25 protein-coding genes, 1 tRNA gene and 2 pseudogenes are annotated in these 25243 nt (G+C 67.0%); 10 read left to right on the top strand and 18 right to left on the bottom strand.

Features of this window, described 5'->3' with window-relative positions:
- The 4 genes from ABZT87_RS29605 to ABZT87_RS29590 all read left to right on the top strand — a co-directional run.
- The coding region (locus ABZT87_RS29605; protein ID WP_355139609.1) for an RICIN domain-containing protein at positions 1 to 600 on the top strand (600 nt) is incomplete at its 5' end.
- Positions 601 to 865: 265 nt separating this feature from the next.
- Entirely contained in the window at positions 866 to 3760 is a 2895-nt protein-coding gene (locus ABZT87_RS29600; RefSeq protein WP_355139607.1) for a glycoside hydrolase N-terminal domain-containing protein, read from the top strand.
- A gap of 149 nt (positions 3761 to 3909) precedes the next feature.
- Complete coding sequence (locus ABZT87_RS29595) at positions 3910 to 4128, top strand: IS3 family transposase (protein WP_355139617.1); 219 nt, start codon at positions 3910 to 3912, stop codon at positions 4126 to 4128.
- A gap of 1 nt (position 4129) precedes the next feature.
- Positions 4130 to 4303, top strand: a complete 174-nt coding sequence (locus ABZT87_RS29590; protein WP_354859676.1) for a hypothetical protein — start codon at positions 4130 to 4132, stop codon at positions 4301 to 4303.
- Positions 4304 to 4435: 132 nt separating this feature from the next.
- On the opposite strand, the gene ABZT87_RS29585 is transcribed toward ABZT87_RS29590, so the two are convergent.
- Positions 4436 to 5344, bottom strand: a complete 909-nt coding sequence (locus tag ABZT87_RS29585) for an oxidoreductase (protein ID WP_355139605.1) — start codon at positions 5342 to 5344, stop codon at positions 4436 to 4438.
- A 217-nt stretch (positions 5345 to 5561) separates the two neighbouring features.
- On the opposite strand from ABZT87_RS29585, the gene ABZT87_RS29580 reads away from it, so the two are divergent.
- Positions 5562 to 6635: an alkene reductase gene (locus ABZT87_RS29580; protein WP_355139603.1), complete on the top strand. Its 1074-nt coding sequence runs from the start codon at positions 5562 to 5564 to the stop codon at positions 6633 to 6635.
- Positions 6636 to 6733: 98 nt separating this feature from the next.
- Here ABZT87_RS29580 and ABZT87_RS29575 read toward each other — a convergent pair whose 3' ends face one another.
- The 10 genes from ABZT87_RS29575 to ABZT87_RS29530 all read right to left on the bottom strand — a co-directional run bounded on the left by ABZT87_RS29575 (position 6734) and on the right by ABZT87_RS29530 (position 15953).
- Complete coding sequence (locus tag ABZT87_RS29575) at positions 6734 to 6919, bottom strand: hypothetical protein (protein WP_355139621.1); 186 nt, start codon at positions 6917 to 6919, stop codon at positions 6734 to 6736.
- 691 nt (positions 6920 to 7610) lie between these two features.
- A tRNA-Trp gene (locus tag ABZT87_RS29570) sits at positions 7611 to 7683 on the bottom strand.
- A 72-nt stretch (positions 7684 to 7755) separates the two neighbouring features.
- Positions 7756 to 7887: a hypothetical protein gene (locus ABZT87_RS29565; protein WP_355139601.1), complete on the bottom strand. Its 132-nt coding sequence runs from the start codon at positions 7885 to 7887 to the stop codon at positions 7756 to 7758.
- 108 nt (positions 7888 to 7995) lie between these two features.
- On the bottom strand, positions 7996 to 8973 hold the full coding sequence (locus ABZT87_RS29560) for a hypothetical protein (protein WP_355139599.1): 978 nt from the start codon (positions 8971 to 8973) through the stop codon (positions 7996 to 7998).
- A 1045-nt stretch (positions 8974 to 10018) separates the two neighbouring features.
- On the bottom strand, positions 10019 to 10378 hold the full coding sequence (locus ABZT87_RS29555; protein WP_355139597.1) for a hypothetical protein: 360 nt from the start codon (positions 10376 to 10378) through the stop codon (positions 10019 to 10021).
- Positions 10379 to 10825: 447 nt separating this feature from the next.
- Positions 10826 to 11986, bottom strand: a complete 1161-nt coding sequence (locus tag ABZT87_RS29550; RefSeq protein WP_355139595.1) for a CapA family protein — start codon at positions 11984 to 11986, stop codon at positions 10826 to 10828.
- A gap of 9 nt (positions 11987 to 11995) precedes the next feature.
- Positions 11996 to 13048 (bottom strand): NlpC/P60 family protein, encoded by a 1053-nt coding sequence (locus ABZT87_RS29545; protein WP_355139593.1) that lies wholly within the window; start codon positions 13046 to 13048, stop codon positions 11996 to 11998.
- Positions 13048 to 13512 (bottom strand): poly-gamma-glutamate biosynthesis protein PgsC/CapC, encoded by a 465-nt coding sequence (locus ABZT87_RS29540; RefSeq protein WP_355139591.1) that lies wholly within the window; start codon positions 13510 to 13512, stop codon positions 13048 to 13050. The genes ABZT87_RS29545 and ABZT87_RS29540 overlap by 1 nt, the downstream gene beginning before the upstream one ends.
- Before the next feature lie 16 nt (positions 13513 to 13528).
- Positions 13529 to 14941 carry a poly-gamma-glutamate synthase PgsB gene (gene pgsB, locus ABZT87_RS29535; protein ID WP_355139589.1) on the bottom strand — a complete coding sequence of 471 codons (1413 nt, stop codon included), beginning with the start codon at positions 14939 to 14941 and terminating at the stop codon, positions 13529 to 13531.
- A 676-nt stretch (positions 14942 to 15617) separates the two neighbouring features.
- Entirely contained in the window at positions 15618 to 15953 is a 336-nt protein-coding gene (locus tag ABZT87_RS29530; RefSeq protein ID WP_355139587.1) for a transposase family protein, read from the bottom strand.
- On the opposite strand from ABZT87_RS29530, the pseudogene ABZT87_RS29525 reads away from it, so the two are divergent.
- Positions 15913 to 16297 (top strand): annotated as a pseudogene (locus ABZT87_RS29525) (IS5/IS1182 family transposase); the annotation flags it as partial. The gene ABZT87_RS29530 and the pseudogene ABZT87_RS29525 sit on opposite strands and share 41 nt — an antisense overlap.
- An 85-nt stretch (positions 16298 to 16382) precedes the next feature.
- Here ABZT87_RS29525 and ABZT87_RS29520 read toward each other — a convergent pair.
- On the bottom strand, positions 16383 to 16532 hold the full coding sequence (locus ABZT87_RS29520; protein ID WP_355139585.1) for a hypothetical protein: 150 nt from the start codon (positions 16530 to 16532) through the stop codon (positions 16383 to 16385).
- A gap of 645 nt (positions 16533 to 17177) precedes the next feature.
- On the opposite strand from ABZT87_RS29520, the gene ABZT87_RS29515 reads away from it, so the two are divergent.
- Positions 17178 to 17717 (top strand): hypothetical protein, encoded by a 540-nt coding sequence (locus ABZT87_RS29515; RefSeq protein WP_355139583.1) that lies wholly within the window; start codon positions 17178 to 17180, stop codon positions 17715 to 17717.
- Positions 17718 to 17801: 84 nt separating this feature from the next.
- Here the strand turns inward: ABZT87_RS29515 and ABZT87_RS29510 are convergent, their stop codons facing one another.
- The gene (locus ABZT87_RS29510) at positions 17802 to 18359 is read right to left on the bottom strand and encodes a GNAT family N-acetyltransferase (protein WP_355139581.1); all 558 of its coding nucleotides are present in this window, start codon (positions 18357 to 18359) and stop codon (positions 17802 to 17804) included.
- 438 nt (positions 18360 to 18797) lie between these two features.
- On the opposite strand from ABZT87_RS29510, the gene ABZT87_RS29505 reads away from it, so the two are divergent.
- Entirely contained in the window at positions 18798 to 19322 is a 525-nt protein-coding gene (locus ABZT87_RS29505) for a DUF1877 family protein (RefSeq protein ID WP_355139615.1), read from the top strand.
- A gap of 808 nt (positions 19323 to 20130) precedes the next feature.
- Here ABZT87_RS29505 and ABZT87_RS29500 read toward each other — a convergent pair.
- The 3 genes from ABZT87_RS29500 to ABZT87_RS29490 all read right to left on the bottom strand — a co-directional run bounded on the left by ABZT87_RS29500 (position 20131) and on the right by ABZT87_RS29490 (position 22403).
- Positions 20131 to 20547 carry a hypothetical protein gene (locus ABZT87_RS29500; RefSeq protein ID WP_355139579.1) on the bottom strand — a complete coding sequence of 139 codons (417 nt, stop codon included), beginning with the start codon at positions 20545 to 20547 and terminating at the stop codon, positions 20131 to 20133.
- Between the two features lie 141 nt (positions 20548 to 20688).
- Complete coding sequence (locus ABZT87_RS29495; RefSeq protein WP_355139577.1) at positions 20689 to 21834, bottom strand: hypothetical protein; 1146 nt, start codon at positions 21832 to 21834, stop codon at positions 20689 to 20691.
- A complete protein-coding gene (locus ABZT87_RS29490) occupies positions 21831 to 22403 on the bottom strand; it encodes a sigma-70 family RNA polymerase sigma factor (RefSeq protein ID WP_355139575.1) in 573 nt (190 codons plus the stop codon). Before ABZT87_RS29490 ends, ABZT87_RS29495 begins: the two co-directional genes overlap by 4 nt.
- Positions 22404 to 22481: 78 nt before the next feature.
- Between ABZT87_RS29490 and ABZT87_RS29485 the strand changes: the two genes are divergently transcribed.
- On the top strand, positions 22482 to 22721 hold the full coding sequence (locus ABZT87_RS29485) for a hypothetical protein (protein ID WP_355139573.1): 240 nt from the start codon (positions 22482 to 22484) through the stop codon (positions 22719 to 22721).
- 150 nt (positions 22722 to 22871) lie between these two features.
- Here the strand turns inward: ABZT87_RS29485 and ABZT87_RS29480 are convergent.
- Positions 22872 to 23084: pseudogene (locus ABZT87_RS29480) on the bottom strand (integrase core domain-containing protein); the annotation flags it as partial.
- Positions 23085 to 23112: 28 nt separating this feature from the next.
- Here ABZT87_RS29480 and ABZT87_RS29475 point away from each other — a divergent pair.
- Positions 23113 to 23523 carry a hypothetical protein gene (locus tag ABZT87_RS29475; protein WP_355139571.1) on the top strand — a complete coding sequence of 137 codons (411 nt, stop codon included), beginning with the start codon at positions 23113 to 23115 and terminating at the stop codon, positions 23521 to 23523.
- A 358-nt stretch (positions 23524 to 23881) separates the two neighbouring features.
- On the opposite strand, the gene ABZT87_RS29470 is transcribed toward ABZT87_RS29475, so the two are convergent.
- A complete protein-coding gene (locus tag ABZT87_RS29470) occupies positions 23882 to 24331 on the bottom strand; it encodes a hypothetical protein (RefSeq protein WP_355139569.1) in 450 nt (149 codons plus the stop codon).
- Positions 24332 to 25243 lie beyond the last annotated feature (912 nt).

Here is a 25243-nt window from a genome sequence, read left to right as displayed (position 1 = left end):
GTCGTCGCGTCCGGCAGCACCACCCTGACCATCCCACTCGGCTCACGGGTCACCCAACCGGTGTCCTTCACCACCCCCGCCACCGGCAGCCGCGTGTACCTACAGCTGTCGACCGCGAAGTCCGGCAGCACCGTCTTCACCGACGCGGTCGAGTACCTCAACCTCAGTGGAAGCGGCGGAACCGGGCCCGCAGCAGGCACCTACCGCATCGTCAACCGCAACAGCGGCAAGCCCCTCGCCATCGCCGGCAACTCCACCGCCGACGGCGCCAAGGCGGTCCAGCAGAGCGGCACCCCCACGTGGACGATCAGCACCACGCAGGACGCCTACACCCTGCGCTACACCGCCTCCGGAAAGGTGCTCGACGTCAACGGCGGCAGCACCACGACGGGCCTGCAACTGCAGCAGTGGTCAGCCAATGGCGGCACCAACCAGTCGTGGTACCTGCGGCCCATTGGTGACGGCTACTACACCATCGTCAGCCAGGCCAGCGGACTGGTGGCCGACGTCTACGCCGCAGCGACCAGTGACGGCGCGCAGGTCGTGCAGTGGACCGCCAACAGCGGGACCAACCAACAGTGGCAGTTCGTGCCCGCCTGACCAGGGCCAGAGGTGGTTGACAAGTCCGACTGCGGGCGACCAGCTGACCGATCGTTGTGATGTCTGCTCGGGCGTGGGGTTCCCGCGCCCGAGCAGACCACGATCCGATCTCGAGTGTAATTAACAAACGTCAATGTAATCCCTATTCTCGCCGAATCGATTCGACAACGCACAACCGTTGTCCGTAGCCCAGAACCGACGGGCTGCGGGTGCCGGACGACATGACGCACAACCCTCCAGCCTCGGCGTCGACAAGGGACTTCGGATGACAGACCTACCCGTGAGCCGTAGGCGCCTCCTCGCCACTGCCGCGCTGACCGCCGGCTCGGCGGCCCTGATCCCGGCCGTGGGCGCCGGACGGGCCGCCGCCGCTGCGCCTCAGGTCACGCTGCCCGAGCGCGGGATCTACGACGCGACTGCAGCGACAACCTGGACGGACGGGTTCCTCGTCGGGAACGGCGAGTACGGCGCCGTCCTGTACGGAACGCCAACCCTCGAGAAGGTGATCTTCAATCACCATCGCTTCGTGCTGCCCAACGGCAGCCGGGGTGTGACCCCGCCAGTAATCTCAGGGCGGCTGGCCGGCGTGCGGGACAAGGCGCTGGCCGGGAACTACGGCGGAGCCAACACGGACTTCGCGGCCGGCTGGAGCCTGCGCTGGACCCAGACCTACCACCCCGGCTTCGAGTTGCAGATCAGCACGCCAGGCATGACCACGGCCAACGGATACGCCCGCATCACCGACTTCCGGACCGGGGAGGTCACCTCCACCTGGATCGACAGCAACGGCACCTGGACTCGCCGCGCCTTCGCCTCCCGAGCCGACAACGTCGTCGTACACGAACTGGCCCCGGCATCCGGCCGATCGATCGACGCGACGCTGAGCGCCAACACATCCCTCGCGGGCGTCCCCGGCTCGGTCCGTTTTACCACCCAGGCCAGCGTCATTGACGGCTCCGGCTACCTGAACCTGCGAGGCACCTACCCGTCCGGGCAGGGCGCGTTCGGCTTCGAGGGCGTCACCCGGATCGTCGCCAGCGGTGGCACGGTAGCCGCGAACGGGTCGACCATCGTCGTCACCGCGGCAACCAGGCTCCTCCTGCTGACCAAACTCGACCGTTACGAGTCAGCCACGGCCTGGGACAAGAAGCCGTTGCACGCGGCGCTGGCCGCGGTGCGCGCCGACTATGCCGAGCTGCGGACCCGGCACGTCACCCTGCACGCGGCGATGTACGACCGCTCCCGCCTGGACTTGAACGTTTCCGCCGCCGACCTGCAGCTGTCGACCACCGAGCTGATCGCCCGGCAGAACGCCAATCGCAACACCATCGATGTGGCCCTGCTGCAGCGCCTCTACGACAGCGGCCGTTACCTGTTCATTAGCTCCAGCGGCGTGCTGCCGCCGCGGTTGACCGGAATCTGGGCCGGCACCTGGAACGGCGCCTGGGCCGACGATTTCACCACCGATGCCAACATCAACCTGCAGGTCGCCGGCGGCAACATTCTCGACCTCACCGATGCCATGCAGGGCTACTTCAACCTGATCCTCGGTCAGCTCGCTCACTGGCGCACGAACGCTCGCAACCTGTACGGCGCCCGCGGCTTCCTGGCCCCATCGCGAACCGACGGCGAGTACGGGTACATGCTGCACTTCGACCCCGGCTTCCCGGGCCAGTGCTGGACCGGTGGCGCGGACTGGCTGCTCTATCCGCTACTGGAGTATTACCAGGTCACCGGGGACCGGACGTTTCTGGCTGAAAAGCTGGGACCGGCGCTGATGGAGCTAGCACTGTTCTACGAGGACTTCCTCACCCGCACCGATTCGGCCGGCCGTGTGGTGTTCGTGCCGTCGTTCTCGATGGAGAACTCGCCGGCCAGCACGAACGTCCTGCTGGCGATTAACGCCACCGGCGACATCCAGGCCGGCAGACACGCCCTGCGGGCGGCTGTCGAGGCTGCCAACGCGCTCAGTGTCGAGCAGGGTGCCGGTCAAGGTGTCGCACGCTGGACGGCCCTGCTGGCGAGGATCCCGCCCTACACGGTCAACGGCAGCGGCGCCCTCGCCGAATGGTCCTGGCCGGGACTCACGGATCGCTACAACCATCGGCACGTCCATCACCTGTACGGCGCGTGGCCCCTGCACGAGATCAATCCCGAGGACGCGCCCGGGCTGGTCACCGCCGCGCTCAGGGCCCTGGCGCTGCGCGGTGACGAGAACACCTCAGCGCACGGCAGCCTGCATCGAGCCCTTGCCTCCGCTCGGCTGAAGGACGCCGCCGGCGTCTACAACAACCTCCGGAAGATCATCGGCAACAACATGATCTTCCGGTCGCTGATGACAGCACACAACCCGAATCTGGAGACCTACAACGCCGATGCGGCCAACACGCTGCCGGCCGTGCTCAGCGAAGCGCTCGTGTACACCAGGCCCGGCGTCATCGAGCTGCTGCCCGCCGTGCCCGGCCAGCTCGCCAGGGGCACCATCACCGGGGTCCGCGGACGCAACCAGGTCCGCATTCACAGCCTCTCCTGGGATCTGCCTGGTCGCTCAGTAACCGTGGCACTCACCTCAACGATCACCCAGGCGATTACCCTCATCAGCCGGCGCGGGATGGCATCCATCACCACTTCCGCAACGGTCACCCCCTCGCCGCTCGGCCCGCATGCCCGGGTGATCTCGTTGACGGCCGGGCAACAGATACAGGTTGTCGTAGGTCTGCCAGCCGCCGCCGGCGGCGGCGTCGTCGTTCGACTGGTCAACCGGCGCAGCGCAAAGGTGTTGGACGTCAACGGCGGCTCCACCACGGACGGGGCAGCTGTCATCCAGTGGCCGTGGACTGGCGCGGCCAACCAGCAGTGGCGGCTGCTGCCCAACAGCGATGACTCATTCCGGCTGTCCGGTGTCAGGAGCGGGAAAGTCCTGGACAGTCCAGGTGGCTCGGGCCAGGGCGCGGCACTCGTTCAATGGGCCGACAACGGCGGACGTAACCAGTGGTGGAATCTCGTCCCGGCGACGACCAGCGGATACTACCGGTTCGTCAACGTGAGCAATGGCTGGTGTGTCGGGGTCGAGGGCGGCTCCACCGCGGACGGCGCCAGAGTGGTCCAGCAACCGGTCAGCGGCGAGATCAGCCAGGAATGGCAGATCCTTGATGCCTGAGCGGGAGGTCAGAGTGAGGTTCCCCCGGTTTGCCGGAGGGTTGGTTACCTTGTGTTTTAAGAAGGGCCGCCGAAGGCGTTCCGGTGGAGGTGGCGTGTCGGGTGGACGAAGTGTCGACGTCGGGCTACTACGAGTGGCTGACCCGGCCGATGTCGGCGCGTGCGGTGCGGCACGCCTGGCTTACCGGGCTGATTACCGAGATCCATCAGCAGTCGCGAGCCAACTACGGTGCCCGACGAGTGCACGCTGAGCTGCGTCTGGGGCGAGGGATGGTAGTCGGTCACGGTGCCGTGGAGATGCTCCATTCGCCGTGCCGGACTGGTGGGCGCCATGGGCCGGCCGAAATGGCGGCGAGCCAAACGCGATGACGTGGCACTCGACCTGGTCAACCGGCAGTTCACCCGCAACGGGCCGAACCAGTTGTGGGTCACCGACATCACTGAGCACCAGTCCTCGGTTGAGGAAGTGCTACTGGCCATCGGGGCGATAGGACTAGCAATGCTCATCGCTGCCATCATCGCCGCTCGATCCAATAAGCGCTAGTCAACTCCGTGCGACGAGAGGCCACAGACCGATTCCGTACCGGGACCGGATGCCGCGAAGTGCGGTCCCGGTGCGCCTTGGCTTTATCGGCAACCCTTGCCACGTCTACCGCTGACCGGAAGATCGAACCGATCAACAGCATCGATCCATCGGGTAAGTGCTCGGTACGGCCCGGATCACCCGCACCGCGTCCAGTGCGGCGAGCGCGTCGGCGGGCAGGTCCAGGGCCGCGCCGGCGATGTTCTCGCGCAGGTGCGCGACCGAGGACGTGCCGGGGATGAGCAGGATGTTCGGCGAGCGGTGCAGCAGCCACGCCAGCGCGACGGACATCGGCGTGCTCCCGAGGCCCTCCGCGACCCGTTCCAGGACGTCCGACTGCAAGCGGGAGAAGCCGCCCAGCGGGAAGTACGGCACGAAGGCGACGCCCTGCCGGGCGGTGCCGTCGACCAGTTCGTCGTCGTGCCGGTTGGCCAGGTTGTAGAAGTTCTGCACGCACACCACCGGGGCGATCGACTGCGCCTCGGCGAGCTGCTCGGCGGTGACCGTGCTCAGCCCCAGGTGCCGGATCAGGCCCCGCTCGCGCAGCTCGGCGAGCGTGCCGAACTGCTCGGCGATCGAGCCCGGCTCGGGCGAGTTCATGCCGCCGACCCGCAGGTTGACCACGTCGAGCGCGTCCAGGCCGAGGCGGCGCAGGTTGTCGTGCACCTGCTGGGTGAGCTCGGCCGGCGTCCGCGCTGGCGGCCAGCCGCCCTGCTCGTCGCGGCGGGCACCGACCTTGGTGACGATGTGCAGGTCGTCGGGGTACGGCGCGAGCGCCTCCCGGATGCTCTCGTTGGTGACGTACGGGCCGTAGTAGTCCGACGTGTCGATGTGCCGGATGCCCAACTCGACGGCCGTGCGCAGCACGTCGACGGCGGCGGCCCGGTCCTTGGGTGGCCCGAAGACGCCAGGGCCGGCCAGTTGCATGGCGCCGTAGCCGAACCGGGTGACGGTGAGGTCACCCATCCGGTAGGTGCCACCGGGCAGCTTGTCGCCGATCATGGTTCTTCCTCCGCCGGTCGGAGCGCCCGCCGGCACCTCGCACGGTGCCCGCCTCGGGCGGGCGCAACCAGGTCCCACCCATCCTGGGACCGACGGGGCCAGGGTCCGAGACGTGCGTCACGGCGCGTCCGGGAATCGTCGGCCGAGCTATCCAGTTGATCAGTGCCGGGACGCCAGCGTACCCAAGACGTCCGTTCGACGACGAAGCGGAGACACGATGACAGCCCTGTTCAGCCCGTTCACCCTGGGCAAGCTGGAACTGACCAACCGGATCGTGATGGCACCGTTGACGCGCAACCGCGCGGGCGAGGGTCAGGTGCCGCAGGAGATTTCCGCGACCTACTACGGCCAACGCGCCTCGGCCGGCCTGGTCATCACCGAGGGCACCCAGCCCAGTGCCGTCGGCCAGGGCTACGCGGACACGCCGGGCATCCACTCTGCCGAGCAGGTCGAGGGCTGGCGGGCCGTCGCCGACGCCGTGCACGCGGGCGGCGGAAAGATCGTCATGCAGCTGATGCACGTGGGTCGGATCGGCCACCCCGACAACAAGGGCGGCCTGGAGTCGGTGGCGCCCAGTGCCATCGCCGCCCCGGGCGAGATCTTCACCCGCGACGGGATGAAGGCGTACCCGGTGCCGCGGGAGTTGCGCGGCGACGAGCTGCCGGGGATCGTCGAGGAGTTCGTCCGGGCGGCGCGCAACGCCGTCGATGCCGGCCTGGACGGGGTGGAGCTGCACGCCGCCAACGGCTACCTGCTGCACCAGTTCCTGGCGCCGTCGAGCAACCTGCGGACCGACGGGTACGGCGGCTCCCCGGAGGCCCGCGCCCGGCTGGTGATCGAGGTGACCCGGGCCGTCGTCGAGGCGGTCGGCGCCGACCGGGTCGGCATCCGGATCTCGCCCTCGCACAACATCCAGGGCGTGGTGGAGGAGGACGCGGCCGACGTGGCCGCCACCTATGGCGCGCTGGTCGACGCGATCGCGCCGCTCGGCCTGGCCTACCTGCACGCCCTGGCCGACCCGACAAGCGACCTGATCGTCGACCTGCGGCGCCGGTTCGGGGGTCCGTTCATCGCCAACGACGGCTTCGCCTCGGTGACCACCCGGGCGGACGCGGAGCGCATCGTCGACGGTGGCCTTGGCGACCTGGTCGCGGTCGGCCGGAATTTCCTGGCCAACCCGGACCTGCCCCGCCGGTGGGAGATCGGCGCGCCGCTGAACGAGCCGGACCAGAGCACCTTCTACACGCCGGGCCGGCGTGGCTACACCGACTACCCGACGCTGGAGCAGTAGGCCCGGCGGCGAACCGTCCGGGCCGGCCGGTGACCGCCGGCCCGGACGGTTCGCCGCGCGGTGGCCGAGGCACCCTGCCCGGCCCGGCCGGCGGTCGATCACGGCGACATGGCGGGCCTGGCCTTCTGCGGGTGGATCGTCTCCTGCCGGGCGAGCATCGCGACGAACTCGCCGATCTTCCGATGGCGGGTCTCCGCCCGTTTGACGGCGGGCAGGAAAGCTAGTACTCCCAGCAGGAGATCCGTTCTGACCTGCTGTGGCGGTGTGGTTTTGTCCGTGGGCATGGAGCAGCCACCGCTGAGTCTCGTGGTTGTGTGGACCAAAGATACGGCGGTGGCCAGCCTCAACCACCTTCGAAGACGACCCACCGAGATTGCTCGCTACGTCGGCAGTACAGCATCTGAACCGCCTCCCGGCGGCCCATCTAAGCTGGGCCGCGGCGTTCGCTCGCTGCAGTGCGCTGCGGCCAAGCTCGTCGCGACGCGCCTTCCGCGGCGCCGACCCGGCATCAAGCGCTCAGGGAAACGAGTGACTTGAACCCAAGACAACCTCTTGTCGAGTCCCCTCAGGACTTGTCATTGGTTGCCAAAACCCCTTGTTACCGACAGTAATCGGACCAAGCTTGTCATTGCTTGCCGAAAGTGGCCGCTGAGCTGCAGAGACACCGCCGGGCGCTCATCGCTTCTTGTCACCCTTCGTCAACTATTGGCCGGGGTTTTCGGGGGGTAAACGGGGGCCCCACACAGAACCCGCCAGATCTGACCGCCCCCGCTGGCCCTGCCACCGTGCCGCGCCCGCCTCACGGCACGCGTACTGACGGAACTGTGGCAGCCCTTCCTCGGGCCAGTACAGCCGTCACCGGAACCTCACGCGACGGCGGCCTCTCGATGCTGTCCCGCAACGACCGGTGCACAGGGCACTCGCACTGTGCAGTTCAGAATCTTCAACGTCTCCGGCCGCGGCCGAGACGAAAAGCAGGGGCGACAGGATTCGAACCTGCAACCTTCGGTTTTGGAGACCGGTGCTCTACCAGTTGAGCTACGCCCCTATCAAGTTGTTCCGGTAACGAAGAAGCCGCCCTATCCCTGGCGGGGTGGGCGGCTTCGCGTATACGTCTGCGCTATTCGCGCCGCCACCCCGGCTTCCAGTTCTGCTCGCTCGCGCAGAGGTCGTGGGCTCGCCCGATCGAGGGCAGCACGACACCGCCGCGCGACATGAACCGCGTGGATTCGGTGGAGACGTACTGCGACACGGGGAACTCCTCGGGTTGGTCCGATTGACCTTGCTCACTCAAGGTAGGCGCTGTGCCGATCGGTTGGCAATGGATTTTCCGAGCCACTTTCATGTGATTCACGCCCGGCTATAGCGAGGCGCTATTGACGGACAGCCGCTTGAGCATGCCGGCCGTCGCTACGATCAGCATCTCGGCGTCCTCCCGGGTGTACTCAAAGTCCTTCGTCACCTCATCCTTGTGGCCCGCGCCGCTCATCGTGGAAAACAGGTCCTCGACCATGAACGCCCACCGCTCTTCGTAGGTCCGCTGCCGCGGCACCTTCGTCTTCGCTGCGTTGAACAGCTTGAGCGTGTTGTACGCGTCACGGACCTGCTCAACGGCCTTGCGCGCCTCCACGATGGCTGGCTCGATGTTGCCCTTCCGGAGCAGTTCGCGTGCCTCCCGCAGCGCCGCTACCGCGTCGGTGTAGTCAGCGCCCCTGGCAAGCGTCACCAACAGTTCGACGAAGGCCCCCGCGTCCACCTTGACCATCTGCGCCGCCCACTCGCTGGCGTTAATGTCGAACCTCAGGTCCCCGGTCCGCTCGTGCTGCGACGGGCGTTCGAACCGCGCCTTGGCGGCTGTTTGCGCCAACTCCGTTATGACTTTTTCGACCTTGAGTTCGGTCGAACCCGACCGCGCCACCACCCGGCCCTGCACCGAATCCGCCGAGCTGAGCGCCTTAGGCTCCGCCGGCCACTCGAGCGAGAAGACCGACAGTTTCAGATTCACCCACAGGTCCCCGCCTGCGCGCAGCTGCTCGACGGCGCGCAACTGCTCGTCGGTGACGAAGCCCGACAGCTGCACATCGCCTGCCCGGACGAGGGGCCTGACCAGGTTCGCGGCGTTGAGGGCGCACAGCATCCGCTGCGAACGCCTGGTGTCCTCGATGTACATCTGGGCGCTCACTCGGTACGCGACGCCCGGAAGCAGGTCCTGCGCCTTGCTGATCCTCAGCGTCACCTCGACCTGGGCGCCGGAGGCGCCGGGATAGAGACGAAGGACCCGCCGGGCCGGCTCCAGCTGGAGGGAGTCTCCGTTGCCGAGGTCTATCACTGCGTTCATGGTTCACCCGTTTCTCTGGCGCCGGCCGTGGCGCTGCGACGCGGAAACCCTAGGCGACGCAACGGCTGTAGGCGAGCCGTTACAAAAGGCGGCGTTCCGCGGCCGCGTGGGTGGAGCCACTGCTGACCGAACAGCGGATGAGCGTCATGGGCAGAGCAAGCTCCGTGCGGCAAGGTTCCCGACGCTATCGTGAACCACCCTGTAGCGGGTCTGTTAAGCCTCGATCGAAAGGACTCTCGATGGGCAGAGCGGGACGAAGCAAGACCAAGGCCCAGGGTGTCCGCGCCCTCACTCGTGAACAGCGGACGGCGGCTCTCAAGCGTGCCGCCCGGCTCATCGCCGAGGCAACGGCGGGAAGCCGCAGTGCATCGAGAGGGTAGCGCTGCTCGAGCGTGTGGCCGACCTGCTTCACGTCAAGGCCGAGCCAGTCACGGTCGCAGTCGCGGTGCAAGGGCCGGTTGGTTCCTGCCTGCTGGGCGAGGCGGTCAACGGTCTGATCCCGCGCATTCCTGGCGGGACGGTCAGGCGCTCGCCGCTCCTGACCTGCTCCCACTGCCCGATCCCTCACCGAACGCACTCACGGATGCCGCGCCTTATCAGCGGCAGAGTTGTGCACATGATGTCGTGCGTCTGTGAGGGTTCATCTGGCGGCGGCTGCTGCTAGTGCCTCGTCTTTGAACGTTGGCCGTGTAATCCGTCGGCTCTGAGTCCGTTTCGGGCAGGCTGTCCCACTCGCTGTTGGTGTGGGAGGTGGTGCCGGGTGGGACGACGCCCGGAAGTGTTCGTGCGGGCTCTGTCGATGGCCGAGGGTCAGCGGCTGCAGAGGATCACCCGGACGGCGAAGGATCCGGTGAAGTTGTGGCGGGCGATCGTGGTGCTCTTGAGGAAGTCCAGGAACTCACCCGAGCGACGCGCTTAAGGACCTGGATGACGAGGATGTCTGCGGTCATCGCGGCCGGGATCCCCGCGACGGGGACCATGGCCAGCAGGCCCATGGCACCACCTTCCACCGCGCCGACGGTCCGCCACCGGAGTGTGTTGCGGGTCAGGAGCCGGTCGCACACCCCGAGGTCCTGCTGCCGCAGCTCAGCGAAACTGCCGAGTTCGAGGCACGCTTGCGCGCGACCTCCGGTCGTAGCAGCGACGCGGCGATGTACACCGCCAGCGGCACCATGCTCGCTCCGAACCACGCCTGGAACCGGAAGAGATTTGCCATCTCGACGTCGCCACCGGTGGGCGGCCAGTCCCGAGCATGGCCGCGCACCTCCTCCAACGTCCACACGAACCGCTTGTCCCGGTTGGCCAGGCGTACCAGCAACGGCGCCACCAGGACGAGGAGGGGACGGCCCAGGTTCCACAACTGCCGGCGCCGCACCGCACGCGGGAAATCGACATCGTCATTCATCAGCAGAGCAACCGGCCACCAGGCACCTTGACATCTTGGCATCCGCCGCCGGGGGTCGGGGTCGACGGGGCACTCGGTGTCGACGGCGCGGCCGGCGGCCGGCTGCTTCCGTCACCCCCACCGCCGTTGCCTCCGCCGCATGGCTGCTGGCCGCCGGAGACGAAGTCGTGCCCGGAAGCCCCGCAGTCGCCGAGCTGGAAACACGCCGCGGAACTCCAACCGGCGTTCTCCCAGGTAAAGACTTCGCCTGCGTACTCCTACTGCCTGCGGCGCCGCTCCGCCTCGTAGGCGAGGCGGCGGGCGTAGGCCTCGGCCGCTCGCGCGTCCCGGTACGCGCTGCCGACGACCGAATCGACTTCCTTCAGGCGATCGACGCTGGCCCCGGGGTCGACGGCAGACAATGAGGATGGCCATCCGCAGCCTCCCGTCTGAGCCTCGAATGCCTTGTTAGTCGATGTGCAGGCCGGCCTTTATGGCGCCGCGGGCGTCGAGGTAGCCGGTGATACGGTCGGCGGCGGCGGTGTAGAGGGTTCGGCGTCGGTCGATGGCGGGCATGCGCCCGATGGCGTCGGTGAGGTTGACGACGCGGATGGTGGGTTTGAGGGACAGCCAGATGGGGGTGGCTTGGGCGTGGGTGACGCGCCAGCGGTGGTTGGGTTGTTCGGTGAAGGTGAAGGTGGCAATGACGCCTTCCCGGTTGGCGTCGACGGGGAAGTCGTGGCGGGCGAGGGTGTTGCCCACGCCGTAGGCGATCCATTTGTCTCCGACCTTCTCGAAGGGCTGCACGACGTGAGCGTGGTGGCCGATGATCAGGTCGATGTTGGGGTCGCGGATTAGTTGCCGGGCCCAGTGCAGCTGGTCGCCGCTGGGTTCGTGGACGAGCTCTTCGCCCCAGTGCGCGGAGAGCACGATGATGTCGGCTCCGGCTTTGCGGCTGGCGGCGGCCGCGGCCCTGATCGCGGCGATGTCGATCCGGTTGGCCAGCCATTCCTTGCCCGGTGGCGGCTTCAGGCCGTTGAAGTGCATGGCGTAGGACAGGTGCCCGACCTTGATCCCGTTGATCTCGTAGATCGTCGGTCGTACCCGCTCGGCCGGGTTGCGGAAGGTGCCGGTATGGCGCAGGCCGGCGGCGTCGAGGGCGTCGAGGTTGTCGTAGACGCCCTGCTCGCCCTGGTCGAGGGCGTGGTTGCTGGAGGTGGAGCAGGCGTCGTAGCCGGCGGTCTTGATGGTGGCGGCCATGTCGGTGGGCGCGCGGAAACGGGGGAAGTCCTGCGGGCTGCCGGGGCCCATGGGTGCTTCCAGGTGGCAGATGGCCAGGTCAGCGGCGGAGATGACGGGGCGGATGTCGGCGAACATCGGGTCGAAGTCGTAGCCGTCGCGTCCAGCCTTCTGGGCGTCGGCGCGGCCCTGCTGCCAGGTAGGCGGGTGTACGAGAATGTCACCGGACCCGGCGATGGTGATTTGTCGGGGACCCGCGGGCGCGCTGGTGCTGCCCGCGGAACGGGGCTGCCCGGCTAGGCGGTCGCGGATGGCGTCGCCGCGTAGCGCCCACACGCCGGCGGGCAGGAGGATGAGCGCGACGATGAGGATGATGCGCACAGCACGCATGAGCGTTCCTTAAAGCCGAATGACGCGGCGCAGCCGCTGGCCGAAGTACCCGGAGTCGATGACCCCGTCGCCGCGCACGTCTCCGAAGCTGGGGCCGTCGACGGTGCTGCGGGAGGACACGAACCGCATCTCACCGTGCTGGTCCTTGCCAATGTAGATGCCTGAGTGAGTGATCAAGCTCGGGTCATCGTGCAACGCGAAGAAGACGAGGTCACCGGGCTGCACGGCGGACAGCTTGGCGGGCGGCTGGCTCGGGGTGCGACCCGCGGCGACGAGCACCGATCGGGCGTAGGCGGCCATGCTGGCCGCGGTGCGAGGCAACCCGGCGACGGTGGTGTTGACCGGGGCGTTGAGCATGGGAAGCCCAAAGCGGTAGCCGTAGACGAGTCGGACGTAGCCGGAGCAGTCGAGCTGCCGGTCCCACCTCTTGGACGGCTTTACCCGGCCGGTGTCCGGGAACTTCCACGGAATCTCGAGGTAATCGTAGAAGTCGGCGCCGTCACGCTCGTCGGTGGTGTGCACATAACCGAACCCGGCGTCGCCGATGTGGCGGACTCCGTCCTCGTTACGACCGTCGGGGGCGGCGGCCAGGTACTGCATTGCCGCGCCCAGCACATCCACGGGCGGGCTGTCGTCCTCGATCTGATCGAGGAGCCAGCCGGCGAGGTCCTCATCGAGGCCTGGCCGCGGTTGCCACGGCCGAGGCGCGATCCGCACCCAGGACGTCGATTCGACCACTGCTGACGTGGCGGCCGGCTCGGTGAAGCGCCGCTGCGGTCCGGCGACAACGACGGTACGCGCGCCGACGGTCAGGGTCGCGACCACGGCGCCGTCGCCGCGCCGGCGCACCTCGGTGCGCTCCGGCCCGTCGAGATCGACCAGCTCGTAGCGCTGCGTCAATCGCTCGACTTTGTTGCGTGTGCTGGCCGCGCGGGTCGAGTCCGACGGTCCGGCAGCGGGCCCCGCCGGTGAGTCGTCACGGACGGCCCACACGACGATCAGGGCGACGACGGCGACGGCGACGGCCGTCGCGCAGGCGAGGACTTTCCGGGACCTGGTCATCACAGCGAAATCATCAGCAGGGCGACGCCGCCGGTACCCGCGCTGACCACGCCGGTGGCGGCGAGGGTCTGCAGGGCGCGAGGGCGCAGCAGCTGGTAGGTCATCAGCCCCGGAATGATGAACGACAACGTGTCCCCGCCGAAGAGGAACGGGTAGCGCAGGTGCAGCAGCACGAAGGAGCTGACCGACATGAATGAGGACACCAGTACCGCCACGGCGAACAGCCGCTTGCCGTAGAGGATGGTGACGCGCTGCAGCACCTTCATGAAGGCGACCGTGACGGCGGTGATCGCCACGACGGTGAGCAGGCTACGGGCGTCCTCCATCGCGGTCAGCACCAGGCAGCCAGGCACCATCAGCCCGGCCGGCGCGACGTTGGTGACGAGGTAGCCGACGAGCCCGAACAGCAGCCCTGCGGCGATGATCACCGCGCCGAGCTCGGAGGACAGGTCGAACAGGGGCATAGCGCTTCCTTCTTGCTCAAGGTCGGGTGGTGCGGCGGCGGTTGGCGGCCAGGACGGCGATGTGCGCGCTGTTGAGCACAGCGGTTGCCATCAGGTCCTCGCGGGAGAGCACCACGGTCGCGTCCAGGTCGGCATAGGCCTTCGTGTCCGCCTGCGGCTCCGCAGCGGTGTCTAGCTTGTAGATCCGCTCGAGGGTGTGCGACAGCTCGTCGAACGGCGCCGCCGCCGTCGCGGCGACCGTGACCTCGTGCAGCGCCTCGAGAAGTTCCTCGCCGCGGCCATGGATGTTGCCGATCATGAGCAGCGCGGTGCCGGTCCCACCCGCGCCCAGCGCCTGCACGATCGCGTCACGCAACTCGGCCCCGCTGCGCTGTTCGCCGTCGAGGTCGACCACGCGCTCACGCCACCGCTCCGGGATCAGCTGCGAAGCGCTACGGGTGGGAGTACCGATGAGGAACACCCGCGTGGGGTCGATGTCAGGGATGATCGTTCCCATCTGGCCGTTGCGCTCAATCCGGTCCGGCCGGCAGTTGATCACCACGGCGACCCGATCACCAATCAGACGACGCTCCTGCAACAGCCGGATATTCATCAACGTCGAAGCAGGGTCGTTGGCCGCGAAGAGGTTCACCGCGGCGAAACGCCGCCCCTGGTGGGAGCAGGCGTCCACCCGCAGCACGCCGGGGTCGGGCGCCGCCTGCCACATGCCCTCCAACGCGGTGGCCCGTTCCATCCCGCCCAACTGGGCGACCGCCAGCGCCAGCGCCACGTTCTCCTTGAACGTGATCCACCGGAAACGGCGCATCTCGGCGTCGGTGACACTGTCCGGATCGACAGCGACCAGCCTGCAGCCGCGGCGATCGGCCTCCTGCTGAAGAATGTGCAGGCGGTCCCGCTCGGCTGTGACGACCGTGCCGCCCTGCGGCATCGACCGGCTCAATGACCGGGCGACGTCATCGAGCGTCGGTCCCATCTCCTCCAGATGGTCCTCTCGCACATTGGTGATCACCACGACGTCGCCCTCGATGAGCAGATCCTGGTTGACCTGCTGCAACTCTGGCAGCACCGCCATGCACTCGATGACCAGCGTGTCCGCGTCCGCGTGCACCGCCCGCCGGACCACACCGGTCTGCTCGATCACATTGACACCACCCAGGCCACGGCGAATCGGCACCTCCCGGCCATTCGGATAAATCAGCCTGGCCGCCGTGCCGGTGGTCTTGGCGAACACCGTCCGCCGGCTGTCCGCCCTCAGCGCGCCAGCGACCAGCCGAGTCACCGACGATTTGCCCCGAATCCCGTTCACGACGATCCGCGTCGGCAGCCGCGACAGATACCGACGGTGCCGCGCCCGCTCCACCACCAGGTAGACGAGCAGGGCGAGGATGCCGAGCCCTAGCGCCCACAAAGGTGTTTCTACTGACGTCATTGGTGCCATCTCGTCGAGGGCTGGCTGCCGCCAGGCATGCATGTCTCCGTCTTCATGGGCAGGGGAAAGGCTGGCAGGCCCGCCGCTGCCGGTAGGCGCCAAGGTGCCTAATGCGGGCCGGGGCGTCAGGCTAGTTGCCATACGTTTCCAAGGTCAATCGAAAGGTAAGTCCGAGTGAGCCGTGAGATGAATAACACCCTCCACAGCCACTTGACCTGACACTGGACGCATCTGACAAAAGGGTTCCCCGAGAGGACCAAACGTTACGCTTCGGCGGATCGATCAACACAAGATTTTAAACGCCCTCCACCCCCTGACCTGCGTGAACAAGCAATTCTCGCGGGGTTGGCAACATCTGCCCCTGGACCTGGTTGCCTGGAACGCTCCGGTACGAGCCGTATGAGAAACGGGAGGTCAAGCCTGTCCCGCCTAAGCGTCGGCAGGCCGAAAACCGTCACACGCCTCGGAGGAGTCGACAAGCTGAGAGAGATGCAACTGCGCGGGCAGCAGTGCTTTCACAACCTGTGGCCATCCAATGTGCGCCACATCGGGGTTATGGGGCGACAAATCGGCCATCGGTGCGCGGCGAATACACCGGCTCGGCTCGGCTTGAATGACCGGGCGGTCAGAAATTTCGAGGCACATGGACGACGAATCCATCCCCACAGAGGTGATCTCAACAAGAATCCGGCAGGTGCCGGTATTCGTAATGCGTGGGGTGGAGCCCAGCTCGGACGATGTCGCCGAGGTGTCGGGGGCTGGCGGTGCTGTGCCGCAAAGTGCGCCAGCGGCCGATCAGGATCGCGAAGCCGCGTTCTCCGAGGCACCGCATTGATCGAAGGATGGCGTTGTGGGTTCGGTTGTCGACGGCGAGGCGGCGGCCGTCGGCGGTTTGCTTGTAGGGGGTGTGGATGCCCTGGCCAGCGCCTTCGTAGCCGGAGTCGGCCAGGTCGGCAGGTCCAGCTGTGAGGCTGCCCAGTGAGCCATTCCGCGCAACGGTCCAGTTGCACACCGTGGACTTCCTGACCGGACTACTGTCCGCCGAGCGCGCCCGCCGGGGGCACCCGGGCCGGCACCCGCGCCGCACCTGCCCGCGAGCAGGCCATTCTGGTGTTGCGCTGGTTTCTCGACGGCACCCGCATGCGGCAACTCGCCACCGACAACCAGATCAGCGTCTCTACCAGCTACGACTACCTCAACGTGGGCATCGACGTACTCGCCGCCCAGACACCGAGCCTGCACGGCGCCCTGCTCGCGGCGAAGGCCGCCGGTTATGACTACGTGAACATCGACGGGACCCTGATCGAGACCGACCGGTGCCGCACCCCCGGCCCGACCACAGGCGTCGATTTGTGGTAGTCGGGCAAACACGACCAGCACGGCCAACCTCTCTAGGGAGAACACCTAGATCGCTCGTCAAGCAGGTACTGGGACGGATCGGTCACGGCTCGGCGATAAGGCGATGGCCGTCGCCGGAGACCGTCACCCTGGCAACCACGTCCTCAACACCATAGAACCGGAACTGCCAGTCCGCTTCGGGCGGCCGGCGGTCGGGCGCGACGGACATCGCGATGAAGTCGAGGAGACACACTGCTTGGCGAACCTTCGAGCGTCTTCGTACGCCTCTACTACTCCAGCCGCGGGTCTGTGGATTCAACAAGTTGGAGACCTCTCTGTTGCCAACGCCTTGACACAGAGAGGTGCCGTTAGATCCACAGACCCGGCGCCGGCGCGTGCATCCGATGCAATAGCCGAGGGTTCGGAAAGTAGGTGGTCAGGTTCCGTCCGGCCCTGGACTGGAGGTACACCCCGTCGGTGTCGCGGAAGGCGATCGCCCGCCACCCGTCCTTCTCCAGACTCGGGATGTCTCGTGAGACACGGGGTGGGTTTTGCCTAGCGCATCCAGGTGACCAGATCGGTGGGTCGCCGCCGTTTAGCAAGGTGGGCGTTGGGCACTGCTGGGTCTTCGGCAGCGTGGCCGAGCGTCATGATGCCGGTGAGTGCCGTGTCGGTGGGTGGGCTGGCGACGATGGTGTCGGCGTACGGGTTCCAGTGCAGATGCGGCTACGCCAATGTGCAGAGGTCCGAGACGCTAAGCGCTCCATACGCCGCGACGGCGGCGGCCCTGGCGACCTACCTCCGCCACTCACGATGAGTAACCGGTGGACGCGGGCCGTCGCCCGAATCGCGGCATGTGCGGATGCCGGGCGACAGATGGTCATCTATCATCGGTCTGGTGAGGTACATGATCATGGGGTGGCCGGTGTGGCGGCGCGGTGTCCTCATCGGCATCTTGTGGGCCGCCACCATGGCTCTCACGTCGGGCGTCATCCTCGGTTACGGGATCGGTCCGGCCCTGGTGGGTAGCCTTGTCGGCGGCGTCATCTTCGTTTCCGCCATGACGCTGGCGATGGCTCGGGCAGAAAAGGCGCTCAATCCAGTCGCAGGTCCACCGCTAACGGCCGACGAACGGGTGTCCGCAGTCCGCGCGGCCGACCGCGGACAGCTCTCGGACGATTCCCGGGTTCAGGCTGCCGCAGTGACGCTGGCGCGGCAACGCGTCCGACAGCGAATCGGCATCGTCCTGCTGCCCGTACTGTGCGGAATCCTCGCCGTGGTGGCCGCGGCCTTCGCCATCATGGAGAACCCATGGTGGTGGCTCCTCGCTGTGGTCGTCGTCGTGGCCGGCCCACTGTCGATCGTCGAGCTCCGCCGGCAGCTCAGGGGGGCGACCATGCTCTTGGACCAGGTCGAGGAGGGCGCCGCACGGCAGTAGCCGGCGCCGACAAGGTGTGCTTACGCGAGTACATCCATCGGCATCATCGCCCGACCAGCGGCATGAGCGGAAGATCAAGTGTGCCTACGGTCGACTTGCGGCAAGCTCATAAACGATCTCCAAGCCGTCTTCGTCGTCCCACTGCTGCCCGACCTCGATGAAGCCGTACTGCGATGCCAGCTCGTAGGAGGCCAGGTTGTCGGGGCTGATGGTGACCCGAACCGTATGAACCTGCGGCTCATCGGTGGCACGCTGCAGCAGGGCTTCCAGCGCCGCGCGGGCGTAGCCACGTCGCCGGTGCGCCGGGTCAACGGCGTAACCGATCTCTACCATCCCCGCTGCGTCCGGAGGCCCGTGGTAGCCGGCCCGACCCACCGCCAGATGCCGCTGTTCGTCCCAGATGACGCCGGTGACCCACGCCGCGCTGGTCGCGTCTTCCTCGACCTGTCTGCTACGCATCTGCCACACACCTCGCCAGTCCGGGCCGGCAAAGTAGGCCGAGAGCGGAACAGGGCTGGCCGTGTTCGCCTCTGCCAGGTCACCCAGGGCGAGGGCCTTGAACGCCGGGCCGTTCAGATGCACGATGCGCACTTCCGGCGTCGGGCGACGCCCGGAAGGGTCTTCCTGATGGCGATGGATCATTGGGCAAGGCTTTCACCTCGCGCTGGACCTGGCGGGCCCAGGGTGCCGGGTCTGCGCTGTCACAGCATCCGCAATTCGGCAGATCCGGGCATCGCCGTCCCCGCTTGCGGTGACTTAGCGTAGTCGACGAATGCTCTCGGCCTGCCCTCGCGGACGTACCGACGTCAATGGCTGCTGTGTACTTCATGGCGTACGCGGCTCTGCAGTTCGAGGCGTACGCGGGCTCGCATCGGACCGCCGACCGCCGACCGTGAGCCGCCGGCCCAGTGCTTCGGTTGGCGCCAGCGCTGACTCTCGCAGCCGCATCGGCCGATCGGGGAGCACGCTCACGATCGCCGCGCCTGTCAGCGGCAGAGCATCGCGCCGCCAGGTTGCCGGAGACGTTCACCCGCTGTCGACGGAACTGTCGTAACCAGCACTTAGGCTCGCGCGGTGAGCATGAACGGCAACTGGCTGCGCGTTTCGTCGGACGAACTGGAGCAGGCGAGAACTGACCTCGGCTGGGCCTACGAACTCGCCATGACGGAACGCGACGACAACTCCGAACGCTGGGCGGCTACCGACAAGGCATGGAACGGGCTTGACTTCCTACTCGATCGGCTGGGCTTCGAAATTCCGCTGGTCCTAGGCGCGGAGAGGTTCGTGGAGCTGCCAGACGTCGAGCCTGACAGCGAGGAGATGTTCGATTTCCTGGAGAACCTCGAAGACGACTGGGGCTACGGGCCACCCTCTTATCTGACACCAATCCAAGTAGCGACGGCGGCCTCGCGACTGGCCGCGCTCACCGAAGACGGCCTCATCCGGGGCGTCGACCCGCAGGAGTTGAAACGGGCCGACATCTACCCCGGCCCCTGGGAAGGAACCAGCGAACTTGCGTGGGTGGCCCACTATCTGCCAGGCGTCCAGACCTTCTTCGCTGCAGCCGCCAGGGATGATGCCGCGGTGATCTGCTGGCTTGACTGATCGGCAGCTCAGCCGCCGGAGCGCCGGTAGCGCACATGTCAGACAGAGGCAGCCGCGTCCTGCGCCCTACGGATCGTGGTACGCCAACCCCAGACCTTATGGACGGCCCCGACCCCGGAGTCCTCGTAGTGCGACGGCAAGTTCGTGTCGACTACCCCCGCCGCCACCACCTGAAGGCCTCCCTCGGTAAAGACCTCAATGCGCGTCAGGCCCTGCTCCCGTACAGCCAATCCCGCAACGTCGTCCACGGTAGGCGGTTCGTCGCCACGCCACGGCAGGGACCCGGCGATGAACGTGGTGAGCGACCCCGGCCCTTGACGTCTAAGGTCGACCACCTGGAGACAGGCCCAGCCAGATGGCTCACACGGGACAGCGATGAGATCTCCGCGCTCCAACTGCCGACTGCTGCGAGGCGAGAAAGGGAAGGAGCGGCTGGGCATGCTCACATCCTTCCAAAGGCGCGCACACCCACATGAGCGGACGCTCCCTACCGCTTCCGCAGGGAGCGCCAAGGCTGACGCCTTCGGATCCGCCGAAGAGGTCACCAGCCTGGAGAGCCTGCTCAGGACGTTGCCCGTGGGATCGGTGTCTCGAATGACGGAACCGCGGCGGACTCAAGCAAGCTCAGCCGCAACGCTACACGTCGATCTGCAACACGCCTCAGACGTGACCTTAGGCGAAACGAGACGTCAGCCGGCGCCAGCCATCCCGGGAGCAGCAACGCCTGACCACTTCGACCTCTACAGGGAGGTCATGCCGCACCGCTCGACCGCATCACCACAGGAGTGTGGCAGAAGCTGGTCGGCCGCTATGCGACGCCGGGGGTGGGGACACCGGTCCGAACCGCCTCGATGAAGCCATCAGGTGGCAGGTAGCCATGCTCTTCAACGTAGTGGCCGATCAGCGCCGGTGCGGCGAAGTTCGTCCCGTCCACTCCGGTGAGCCAGATCTCGCCGTTCCCGCGCGCAACATCGGGAGCTTCGTAGAGCCGCATGTCGGCACGAATCACGCGCCGAGGCTCGACCGTGGCCTGGCAGAACTGGCAGTAGTGGTACCCACGCATGAGCCGTACTGGTGTGGCACCGAGGCTCACCAACCGATCTCGAACGTCTCGCGGGCAGGCTCCTGCAGTAAAGGGCATGCTCGAATCCAGCCAACCAATGGCCATAGCGTCCGGGGCACCCGGGTAGTAGTCATAGGGCACCAGGTCCGGGATGTACGTCACGCGTCGATCATCGCAGCCAGGCACGGGCCGTGCGAACAACAAAACGACAGTGCGGGCCGCCTCTGGGCGGCCCGCACCGTTATCGAACGCCGGGCGCGTTACGCCAATCTGGCGGGAGGCTGGCGGGTGGGAGTTCCCGGCCTACAGGTCGGCCTCTGTCACGCGGGAGGATTCGTACGTCGTGGTGGCCTGGGCCAGGCCCGGCACGGTCGAGACGTCCTTGACCAGCATGCCGGTCTGGGCGTCGATGGTCAGCACCTCGCTGCCCTCGCCGCCGAACACCTCGGAGCCGGCGGTGATCGTCAGCGTGGCCTTGCCGTGAGTGGTCGAGTTCTTGACGCTGACCGCGGAGATGGTGGACAGCAGACGCAGCACACCGGCCCGGACCTGCGTGTTGCCGTCGCCAGCGGACAGCGCTTGGGTGCTGTACGACCACAGGGCGTTGTCGAAGTGCCGCTGAACGGCCTGAGGGCTGTACGGCGTCGGCTCGGCGTTGCCGCCCTTCTGCTTGACAATCACCTGGGCTTCCGCCTGCTGCTTGTCCCACACCGCCTTCTGCGCTGCGGGGTCGAGGCCTACCAGCGGATCCTTGGCTGCCTTGAGCATCTGGGTCCGGCCGTCGGCCGGGCTGCTGTCCGCCGCGGCGACGGCTGCCGTGAGGAGCAGAGCGTAGCCGCCGTCCGTCATCTGGTCCTGGTGCCGCGCGATGGCACGCTTGATGTCCTTCACGCTGTTGCCCGTGTAGATAGCGTGGCCGTCGGTGTACAGCGTGTAGACGACCTGCATGGTCTTGGTGCCGTGGACCTGCGTCGCCTTCACCAGCCACGCGTCGCCCATCGGCGGGGTGTCCGTCTTGATGGACCCGGCCAGGGTCATCAGCGGCGTGCGCTCGGCGGACCCGTCGACGGTGGTCGAGCCCGAGGTGGCGGCCGACGTCTCGCTGCCGGCCTCCGTGCCCCCGGTTGCCGAACCGTTGAGCACGACAGCGACGACTGCCGCCGCTGCGGTAACCGCCACCCCGGCGCCGATGCCCAACCGGCCCGCAATACCGATCCGGCGGCGAGGCTGAGTCGCCGGGCCGGTTTCGTGGTCCCGCGTGGTTGTCGTCGTTTCCATCGTCGAAGTCGCCTCCATAGTCGTGTCCTCCGCTGATATCGCGCCCAGCAGCCGCACGGTTCCGGGGTCGGCCATAGCCGCCCGCAGCACCGCCCGCGCCCGCTGGTACGCCTCCGGGCGTAGTGGTTCTGCGCTGCCCAACGCACCGACCAGATCGAGCTCGTCGGTCATCGGTGTCTCTCCCTCGCGCTGTTGCGGTCCTTCAGAAGCGCGGACACCCCCGGCGCGTCGCGCAGTGCTGTCCTGGCCTGGCTGAGCAGCCGCCGCGCCGTGCCGGCGGGTATGCCGAGAGCCCGCGCAGCGTCCGCTGCGGTCAGGTCCTCCCAGGCGACGAGCCTCAGGACCTCCCGCTCTTCGGGTTTGAGCCGCATCAGGGCCGACCGGAGCACCGCCCGGGCGTCCACGCCGAGGTCGACCGCCGACCACGGATCCCAACCGGTAGCCAGGTCCGGTACGTCCGCGACCAGGTCCTCGACCGGCCGGGACCGCCAGTAGCGTCGCAAACGATTCAGCGCCACCCCGTACAGCCACGGCCGCGCATCGTTGTACGACCGGTCGTACGATCGCCTCGACTCGAACGCCGCAACCCAAACCTCGCCCAGGAGGTCCTCAGCCGCGTCCCGCCCCGCCCTGCGAACGAGGTACGAACCGACGGCGGCCTCATGACGCTCGACCACCTCCACGAAGGCGTCGACATCGCCATCCAGCGACCGGCCTATCAAGTCCGCATCCGAAGCCATGGCCCTCCTCGGCAAAATCCGCGCTTCAACCTGACATTGCCAATCAGACGGGGAAGTGTTCAGACGCCGGGGTCCGAGGTGAGCGGTGCTGTCGCCGCACCTGGCCCGCGGATCGGCCTCGACGTCGACCTCAGTCATGGAATTGAAGAGTGGGCAAGTGGGTCAACAGCAGGTTCACCAAGAAACCTGGGCGCGCCCAAGCACCAGAAGATCGTCTGGAAGGAGACCACCAGCCCGCGCAAGCCGAAGCCACCGGTGTCGCTCGGTGGCATCTTCGCCGCCATCCGCGCCATCCTCTCCCGCTGGTTCGGCTGGTGACCCGCCGGTGTGGTGGGTTGGGCGCGAGCCGGACAAGCAAATCGTGGCGGCCGGCACGCCTCGGGGTTCAGACCGAGGTCGGCGCTGAGGACGAGGCACTCGCTGACGACGCCTGCCGACAACTCCGTCAGTCCACTTCTGGACCTCGGGTCATCGAGTCGAACGATCTCGTCGCGTTCCCGGCTGGCCTCGTGGGCGGTCGTACCAGTCGACGTACTCCAGGGTGGCGATCTCGACGTGGTCGCAGGTCCGCCACGGCCCACGTGGTTTGATCAGCGCGGTCTTGAGCAGGCCGATCGTCGACTCGGCCAGGGCGTTGTCATAGGCGTCGCCGACCGAGCCTACCGACGGGTCGACGCCCGCCTTATCAGGGCATGACAGGCTGTTCGGCATGGGCCCTGCCGACGATCGTCTCCATCCGAGGCTAAGGATCAACAACGGCCTGCTCCTGGTGCGGGATGGTGTCGACACTTGGCTAATCCATGGCGCCGCCGACGGGTTGGTCTACCCGGCCGGGGACCGGCTCGTGTGGCTGTTGCCATTGCTGGAGCGCACCCCGAGCGACGTCAGTGCGGAGCTGTCTGACGTGCCTATAGCCGACACACCGCTTCCCGCCCTCGTGCGGTTCGCGCTCACCGCATGGGGAAGCTACTGGCCGGCACTGGCACTCGATTGGCTGGACGCCGGCTGGCCTACCCGGGATCTGCGCGACGTACTGGCCGACATGAAGGACTCGCGCGAACTCTCCCAGCCGCTTCGCGACCGAGCACTTCGCCTCTGGCGCGCCTCGGCACATGCCTGACGGCCCGACAAGCCCGAATCTCGGGGCCTCCTCGACCAACGCCGGACCTACACCGCACTGCACGTCGAGTGCTCACGGTGGAACCGGTAGTCACGGAGGCGACAGCAACGGCGAGCACTCCGCGCGGGGAAGCTGACACCTTCGGGCGCGCCAAAGAGGTCACCAACCAGAGGTGCCTGGTCAGGGTGTTGCCTGTGGGATAGCCGTCCCAGATAGCGGCGCGCCGGCGCCCTCCTCGCCGGTTTCGGGGTCCGCGGCGAGGATGGTGTCGCCCGCCTCGATGTCCTTGATCGGCTTGGTGGTGCCATCGGCCAGGAGGACAGGAGTGTCCGCGCTGAAGCTGCAGGCCCTTCCGAGCTCAGCTTGCCTCTTCAACCGTCGTGCGCCGGCGACGTCGCCAATGAATGGTCGCCGACAGCGGGCCGCCGTTCTTGCCGCCGCCCTTCAGCAGCTTCTTGTACAGCTCGTGGATCACTCGCTTGTCGAGGGCGTAGAGCTGCCGCGTGCCGATGTGCGGCACCACGTAGCAGCGCATGATGTCCCGGTAGTTGCTGAGCGTCGTCTCCTGGACATCCAGTTCGCGTTCGTTGAGCCAGCTCTCCAGCTCGGCGGCGACACTACCGTCGGCACCGAGGTCCGCGCCGCCGTAGGCAGCACGTGCGTCATCTTCCGCCTTCAGCGCAGCGGCCTGATTGGGGAAACCCTGCCGCTTGTGCTGGCGGCGCCGCCCGTTCGAATCCGGCGGGAGATCGATGATGAAGAACCAGCGAGTCTGGCCGTTGGCGAGGCGGTAGTTGTAGACAGCCATGAGGCTGCACCTCCGCAGTAACGGGATCGAGGGATGCAACCCACGTTAAGCGATCTCCGTTACCGCCAGCGTTACCGCAAGATCACACATGATTTTCTATATCCGCTGGTGAATACCAGTCGGGACGGCCGGATTCGAACCGACGACCCCTTGTTACCATCCGTAACCAAATCGAACTTGTCGTTGATTGTCGAAAATTAACGTTGAGCTGCACAGACGCGATCAAACACTGGTCGTTTCTTGTCACTGATCGTCAACGGTAGACGGGGTTTTTCGGGGGGTAAACGGGGGTCGGCCGACATGACAGCTGGTTTCCACCGCGCCCGCTCCCCCACCGTCGGGGGCGTGCTGTCGCCAGGAAACAGTGTGCGCCCGCCCGTCGCGACTCGCGTACCGCGAGCAGGGGTTCGTGGCGGTGGGGCGAGACGAACCTTGCCCCACCGCCGATTACCCTCGGCACGACTCTCGAGCTCACGCAAATTTAGCGACACCGTGGACATCAATTGGAGCGACGGCACGGCTGGCCAGGGCAGAAACCGGTCATGACCGGGAGTTGTATCTGCCCCGCGGCTGGTGCGACGACTTCCTCGAAAAGCTCACCGAGGTCGTTCAGCAGGAACCCGTTGACTTCGGCCGAAAGCGTCTGATCTGGATCTTCTTCGCTGATATCTCGAGGGTAAATTCCGAAGTTGAGCCTTGCCCGCAGTCGGCCTCAACAGGACGACCGGTGAATGCTCGCGGTGGGTATCTCCATCCGCGGACATGCAGCTCGGCGATGCCGCTGGCAGCCGCTCCGTCCCTAATCCATAGTGGTTGCCCGCTCGGCGGTTGTGATACACGGTCCGGACGGACGACACTGGCGAGATGTCAGCGAGGGGACACCGACCGTGATCGCACCGTCGATCGCCGTGG

The sequence above is a fragment of the Micromonospora sp. NPDC005237 genome (genome assembly GCF_040607775.1).
Taxonomy (GTDB): domain Bacteria; phylum Actinomycetota; class Actinomycetes; order Mycobacteriales; family Micromonosporaceae; genus Micromonospora.
This window is presented reverse-complemented; position numbering and strand designations above follow the sequence as displayed.

Bases quoted from the DNA above. Each gene is read 5' to 3' on its own strand.
- ABZT87_RS29600 (WP_355139607.1), top strand. From the start codon at position 866: ATGACAGACCTACCCGTGAGCCGTAGGCGCCTCCTCGCCACTGCCGCG.
- ABZT87_RS29595 (WP_355139617.1), top strand. From the start codon at position 3,910: ATGTCGGCGCGTGCGGTGCGGCACGCCTGGCTTACCGGGCTGATTACC.
- ABZT87_RS29585 (WP_355139605.1), bottom strand. From the start codon at position 5,344: ATGATCGGCGACAAGCTGCCCGGTGGCACCTACCGGATGGGTGACCTC.
- ABZT87_RS29580 (WP_355139603.1), top strand. From the start codon at position 5,562: ATGACAGCCCTGTTCAGCCCGTTCACCCTGGGCAAGCTGGAACTGACC.
- ABZT87_RS29575 (WP_355139621.1), bottom strand. From the start codon at position 6,919: ATGCCCACGGACAAAACCACACCGCCACAGCAGGTCAGAACGGATCTC.
- ABZT87_RS29560 (WP_355139599.1), bottom strand. From the start codon at position 8,973: ATGAACGCAGTGATAGACCTCGGCAACGGAGACTCCCTCCAGCTGGAG.
- ABZT87_RS29555 (WP_355139597.1), bottom strand. From the start codon at position 10,378: ATGAATGACGATGTCGATTTCCCGCGTGCGGTGCGGCGCCGGCAGTTG.
- ABZT87_RS29550 (WP_355139595.1), bottom strand. From the start codon at position 11,986: ATGCGTGCTGTGCGCATCATCCTCATCGTCGCGCTCATCCTCCTGCCC.
- ABZT87_RS29545 (WP_355139593.1), bottom strand. From the start codon at position 13,048: ATGACCAGGTCCCGGAAAGTCCTCGCCTGCGCGACGGCCGTCGCCGTC.
- ABZT87_RS29540 (WP_355139591.1), bottom strand. From the start codon at position 13,512: ATGCCCCTGTTCGACCTGTCCTCCGAGCTCGGCGCGGTGATCATCGCC.
- pgsB (WP_355139589.1), bottom strand. From the start codon at position 14,941: ATGACGTCAGTAGAAACACCTTTGTGGGCGCTAGGGCTCGGCATCCTC.
- ABZT87_RS29510 (WP_355139581.1), bottom strand. From the start codon at position 18,359: ATGATCCATCGCCATCAGGAAGACCCTTCCGGGCGTCGCCCGACGCCG.
- ABZT87_RS29505 (WP_355139615.1), top strand. From the start codon at position 18,798: ATGAACGGCAACTGGCTGCGCGTTTCGTCGGACGAACTGGAGCAGGCG.
- ABZT87_RS29495 (WP_355139577.1), bottom strand. From the start codon at position 21,834: ATGACCGACGAGCTCGATCTGGTCGGTGCGTTGGGCAGCGCAGAACCA.
- ABZT87_RS29490 (WP_355139575.1), bottom strand. From the start codon at position 22,403: ATGGCTTCGGATGCGGACTTGATAGGCCGGTCGCTGGATGGCGATGTC.
- ABZT87_RS29475 (WP_355139571.1), top strand. From the start codon at position 23,113: ATGGGCCCTGCCGACGATCGTCTCCATCCGAGGCTAAGGATCAACAAC.
- ABZT87_RS29470 (WP_355139569.1), bottom strand. From the start codon at position 24,331: ATGGCTGTCTACAACTACCGCCTCGCCAACGGCCAGACTCGCTGGTTC.